This is a genomic window from Kitasatospora sp. DSM 101779 (genome assembly GCF_025655475.1).
Classification (GTDB): Bacteria; Actinomycetota; Actinomycetes; order Streptomycetales; family Streptomycetaceae; genus Kitasatospora.
On sequence record NZ_JAHTIK010000001.1, the window covers coordinates 4,961,306 to 4,965,742 of the forward strand.

The window sequence follows — 4,437 nt, forward strand, 5'->3', positions numbered from 1 at the left end:
GCCGCTCCCCGGCGGGGCCCCGCGGCGGGGGCGAGGGCCCGGACGGCGCCGGGCCCGGCAGCCGGGTGCGGTCGGCGTGCACGGTCGCGGCGGCGACCCCGAAGACCCCGAGGGTGGCCGCGGAGGGCAGGGCGACGGTGAGCACCGCCCGCCGGGTGTTGCTCACCCGCGGGCCGCGGTGCTGGCCGCGGGGCCGCTCGGTGCCGCCGGCCGGGCCGGGGAGCTGCCGGTGGATCGGGATACGGATCGGGATGCGGACGGGGGAGCGTCTGACCGTCATCGCGCCGCCTCCTCGGAATCGGGAGTGACCGGGAGAAAACAGTCGAGACTGTAGACCTTGATCACGATCCCGGACGAAGTACGCATCTCAGCACGCGTGGCGCTCCGTCAGGGGCCCTGCGGCCCATGCCTCCAGGGCGAGCCGGACGGCGGCGACCGCCCCCGGGTGGGCCGGCAGCCCGACGTGGCCCGCCCCGGGCACGGCGAGGTTGACGGCGGCCAGGTCGGGATGGTCCAGCCGGGCGCCCCGGCGCGGCAGCACCACCTCGTCCAGCTCGGCGCGGACGGCCGTGAAACGGCTGCTGCAGCGCGGCGCGGGCAGCCGCAGCTCGGCCAGCAGCTCGCTGCCGGGCCGCAGCTGACGGGTGATCGGGAAGGGGTTCGGCAGCAGGGCCGCCGTGGTCCCCTCGTGCGGGGTGGCCAGGGTGACCACCTCGGGCGCGAGTTCGTGCCCGCCGAGGCGCTGCACGTAGTAACGGGCGATCAGGCCGCCCAGGCTGTGGCCCACCAGGGCGACCGGGCGGCCGCCGTGCGCCTGGACCGCCCACTCGACGTGCCGGGCGAGCAGCACCGCGGCGGCCCGTACGTCACGGGTCAGCGGCGAGTAGTTGAGGGCGTGCAGGTGCGTCCAGCCGTGCCGGTGCAGCTCCCGGCGGAGCGGACCGAACACGGCCCGGTTGTCGACGAATCCGTGCAGCAGCAGCACGGGGTCGTGCCGGGGCGGCGCGGTGGGCGGCACCGGGCGGTCCGGGCACGGGCGGGCCCGTCGCTCCGGCGGGATTCCGGTGGGGTAGCGGACCAAGTGGTGCGCGAGCGCGGCGGCTTCCGCGCCCGCACCGCGGACGGTGGCGGCCGTCCGCTGGAACGGGATCGTCATGCGGCTCTCCCCGGCAGGACGGCGCGGGGCCCCTGCGGCGGCCGACGCAGGGGAGACGGAAGAGCTGGTACCAGGGGTGGCTGACGGGCAGCCCTGTGATTTTCCCCGCCCGTCCGCAACCGAAAACCGCCGAGGGGTGGACACCGCGTTACGCTGCCTGCAGGCCTGTCGGAGGCCGTTGACACCGCGCCCGGGTCCGGGCGGGACCGCCGGGCCGCGGACGACGAGGTCCAGGAGGCAGTGATGGGTGTGTCGGGGCCGATCCGCGTGGTGGTCGCCAAGCCGGGTCTGGACGGCCATGACCGGGGCGCGAAGGTGATCGCACGCGCGCTGCGCGACGCCGGTATGGAGGTCATCTACACCGGCCTGCACCAGACGCCGGAGCAGATCGTCGACACGGCGATCCAGGAGGACGCCGACGGCATCGGGCTGTCCATCCTCTCCGGCGCCCACATGACCCTCTGCGCCCGCGTGATGGATCTGCTGCGCGCGCGTGAGGCCGAGGACATCAAGGTCTTCTGCGGCGGGATCATCCCCGACGAGGACATCGCCCGGCTCAAGCAGCTCGGCGTCGCCGACGTCTTCACCCCCGGCACCTCGACCCAGTTCGTGGTCAGCTGGGTGCAGGCGAACCTCCGCCCCACGGGCTGACCGCCGCACGGCAGCACGCACACCGGCCCGCGCCGCCGGGGCGCACGACGACACCACCGGGCCGGGCCCTGCCGACGGCGGGGCCCGGCCCGGCGCCGTGCCCGGCGTGTCAGGGCGCGAGCTCGGCGAACATGGCCGCCCGCAGCCGGAGCGTCTCGGCGAGGCGGGCGAAGGTGTCGGCCCAGGCCGTGTCGGGCGCGGCGTCGGCGGCGAGCGCCTCCACCGCGGGGGCGGCCTCCGGAGCGAGTGCCCGCTCGGTCATGCCGAGCACCCCGCTGTGGCTCCACGGGTAGGCACCGGAGCCGGCCGCCCGCTCCAGCGCGGCGACGACCGCGGTGGAGAGCGGAGGCGTCCACGGCGTGGCGCAGGCGCCGAGCAGCTGGAAGGCGTCGCCGAGCCCGTGGGCGCGGATGAACGCGGCCGTCCATGCGGCCCGCTCCACCGGCGGCAGGACGGCCAGCAGCTTCGCCGGGGCGCCCGGCGCCCGCTCGGCCCCGCCGGGGCGGGGCGCCGGGCCGAGCAGGGCACGGGCCCAGGCCTCGTCGTGCTGACGGACGGCGGCGCGCGCCCAGGCCTCCCGCAGGTCCGCCGACCAGTCGGTGCCGTCGGCCTCGCCGCCCTCCCGCGCGGGCAGCCGCAGCAGCTGCTGCGGGGTCAGACCGGTGGCGTCCGTCCACAGCGCGAGCGGGGCGGCGGCCACGATCTCGCCCAGCCACCAGGAGCGCTGCCCGCGGCCGGTGGGCGACTTGAGCGGTATGCCGTCGCGCTGCATCCCGGCGTCGCACTCGGGGGGCGGGGTGACGGCGAGCAGGTCGTCGAGCGGGTGCACGCAGGCGCGGGCGCGCGCGGCCATCCGGGCGGCGAGGGCCGAGCCGGGCAGGGTGGAGAGCAGCTCTGCGGCGGTGGTGCGGACGTTCTTGCTGCGGTCGCCGAGGGCTGCCTCCAGGAACTCCTCGTCCGCCGTGGACAGCCCCTCCTGCAGGGCGTCGAGGAAGAGCAGGCGGTCCTCGGCCCGCTCGGTGCCCCAGGTGGAGCCCAGCAGGGCGAGGCCGGCGGCCGGGTCGCGGCGGCGCAGCCGGGTCAGGTGGGTGACCCGCTCGGCGAACAGGCCCTCCTGCCAGATCTGCTCGTCGGCCGCCGGATCCTGCGGCCCGTCGGCGGGGCCGGCGATGGCTGCGGTGCCCGCGGCGCCTGCGGTACGGCCGACGAAGCGCCAGTCCGGGTTCTGCTCGGCCAGCCAGCGGCCGAGCGGGCCGGCCAACGCCACCACGTCGGGGCGCAGCTCGCTGCGGGCGCGGGCGGTGTCCAGCAGGGCGGGCACGTGCGCCGGCGGCAGCCGGTAGCCGTGCGCCCGGGCGGTGGCCAGCCACTGGGGGAGCAGCTCGGTCAGGTTGGCGAGGCTGGTGTCCGGGCCGCGGCCGCCCAGCAGGAAGCCGAGCCGGCGGGCAGCGGGCTCGGGTAGCTCCGGCCGGCCGTCGTCCTCGGCCGGGGCGGGCAGCGCCGGGGCGGGCAGGGCACGGGCGCCGGCCCGGCGTCGCACGGTGGCGAGCGCGGCCAGGTCGAGCAGGGCCGTCGCGGGGTCGGAGCGGTCGACGGACCCGGCCGCGGCGGCGAACGCGGGCGAGCCGCCGGGGTCGGGCAGCGGCCGGCGGTCGGTGCCGAGCAGCGCGGTGGTCTGCAGCTCGGACCAGCTGTCGTGGGCGGTGGTGGTCGGTGCCGTCACGGCCGGCCTCCCGTCGGATGGGTCTGGTGGGGGTCGCGGCCGGCGCCGGCCCGGGGCGCGGTCACTGGCCGAGGCCGATCGCACGGCCGTCCGCGGACCAGGCGGTGACCGGGGCGTACCCGGCGTGCCCGTACTCGCCGAACAGCGTCACCGGATGCCCGGCCGAGAGCGCGGCCAGCCGCCACAGCGCCTGCTCGGGCGTGGCGCCGCGCTTGAGCGGAACGGCGCTGCGGCCGTCCGTCAGCTGCCAGCCGTCGGGGCCGAGGACGGGCACCACCTCGGCCAGTACGGCGGGCCAGGCCTCCAGCCACGGGTCGTCGGCGACGGCCTCGCCGTAGCCGGCCACCGCCTCGGCGGGACAGACCCCGGCGGGCGGCCCGGCCGGGGCGGCCACGGGCTCGCCGTAGCGGGTGCCGAGGACGGCGCGCAGCGGGCGGGCGCCGGGGTGGAAGGCGACCTCGGCCTCCAGCACCCGCCCGGTCGGCAGGGCGGTCTCGGGTGCCCGGCCGGGGCTGCCGAAGGAGAGCAGCAGGGCCGGGCGGCCGGTCTTGGCGCCGCGCAGCCAGATCCGGCGGGTGGTCAGCCGGTCGCCGGCGGTGTCGCGGCTGCCGAGGACGTGCCAGCGGTCCCGGACCGTCGGGCCGGCCAGTACCTCGTCCGCGCCGGTGCTGAACCCGACCCGGGTGCGGACCGTCGCGGCGAGCGGCGCCGGGAGTTCGTCCACCCGGCCGTAGGCGCCGGCCAGCAGGTGCAGCAGGGCGTACTCCTCCAGCAGGGAGTCCTGCGGGGTGTGCGCGAGCTCGCGGACGCGGGCGGCCAGGCCGGGCGCCTGGGCGTCGACCATCCGGGCCGCGACCTCGTCCCAGCCGGCCGGGCCGGTCCGGTCGGCCAGGCCGTGCCGGACGCC

The 4,437-nt window shown here is 78.2% G+C and carries 3 protein-coding genes and 2 pseudogenes; 1 reads left to right on the plus strand and 4 read right to left on the minus strand.

Annotated features, from left to right (window positions below; all coding sequences use genetic code 11):
- Together KSNIM_RS22695 and KSNIM_RS22700 are read right to left on the minus strand one after the other, a co-directional pair.
- Nucleotides 1-280 (minus strand): annotated as a pseudogene (locus KSNIM_RS22695) (hypothetical protein); the annotation flags it as partial.
- An 87-nt stretch (nucleotides 281-367) separates the two neighbouring features.
- Nucleotides 368-1,156, minus strand: a complete 789-nt coding sequence (locus KSNIM_RS22700; RefSeq protein ID WP_263105000.1) for an esterase/lipase family protein — start codon at nucleotides 1,154-1,156, stop codon at nucleotides 368-370.
- 243 nt (nucleotides 1,157-1,399) lie between these two features.
- Here KSNIM_RS22700 and KSNIM_RS22705 point away from each other — a divergent pair, with 243 nt between their 5' ends.
- Nucleotides 1,400-1,807 carry a cobalamin B12-binding domain-containing protein gene (locus tag KSNIM_RS22705; protein ID WP_263105001.1) on the plus strand — a complete coding sequence of 136 codons (408 nt, stop codon included), beginning with the start codon at nucleotides 1,400-1,402 and terminating at the stop codon, nucleotides 1,805-1,807.
- A gap of 109 nt (nucleotides 1,808-1,916) precedes the next feature.
- Here KSNIM_RS22705 and KSNIM_RS22710 read toward each other — a convergent pair whose 3' ends face one another.
- Nucleotides 1,917-3,530: a DUF5691 domain-containing protein gene (locus tag KSNIM_RS22710; protein WP_263105002.1), complete on the minus strand. Its 1,614-nt coding sequence runs from the start codon at nucleotides 3,528-3,530 to the stop codon at nucleotides 1,917-1,919.
- Between the two features lie 61 nt (nucleotides 3,531-3,591).
- A pseudogene (locus KSNIM_RS22715) lies at nucleotides 3,592-4,437 on the minus strand (SWIM zinc finger family protein); the annotation flags it as partial.